This window comes from Paraburkholderia sp. UYCP14C, assembly GCF_004197395.1.
Lineage (GTDB): Bacteria > Pseudomonadota > Gammaproteobacteria > Burkholderiales > Burkholderiaceae > Paraburkholderia.
In genome coordinates, this window is sequence record NZ_SELS01000347.1 from 1 (window position 1) to 472 (window position 472).

A 472-nucleotide genomic window follows, 5' to 3' on the forward strand; every position below is an offset into this window, starting at 1 on the left:
CCGTGGCCCGCGTGCTCAAACGCCTGCATTACCCGCTTGATGTGATCCTGACTTGCGTGCGCTGGTATGTGGCCTATCCGCTCAGTCTGCGAAACCTGGAAGAAATGATGGCGGAGCGAGGCATCTCAGTGGATCATTCAACCGTGCATCGTTGGGCCCTCAAGCTGCTGCCGGTGCTGGAAAAAACGTTTCGCAGCCGCAAACGCCCCGTCGGCAGGAGTTGGCGCGTCGATGAGACCTACATTAAGGTCAATGGCCAATGGAAATACCTGTATCGCGCCGTCGACAAGGCTGGCAACACCATCGACTTCCTGCTGCGGGCCCATCGGGATAAGACTGCGGCGCGGCGATATTTCGAAAAATCGATCGCCCGGAATGGCGAACCCGAGACGGTGACTATCGACAAAAGCGGCGCGAATCTGGCCGCACTTGACGCCATCAACGCCGAGCGCGAAACCCCGATCAGGATCCG

At 58.9% G+C, this 472-nt stretch carries 1 protein-coding gene; it reads left to right on the forward strand.

All coding sequences use genetic code 11. From position 1 onward, the window contains the following. Positions 1-2 precede the first annotated feature (2 nt). On the forward strand, positions 3-472 hold a 470-nt coding region (locus tag EVC45_RS45175; protein WP_129964422.1), incomplete at its 3' end, for an IS6 family transposase.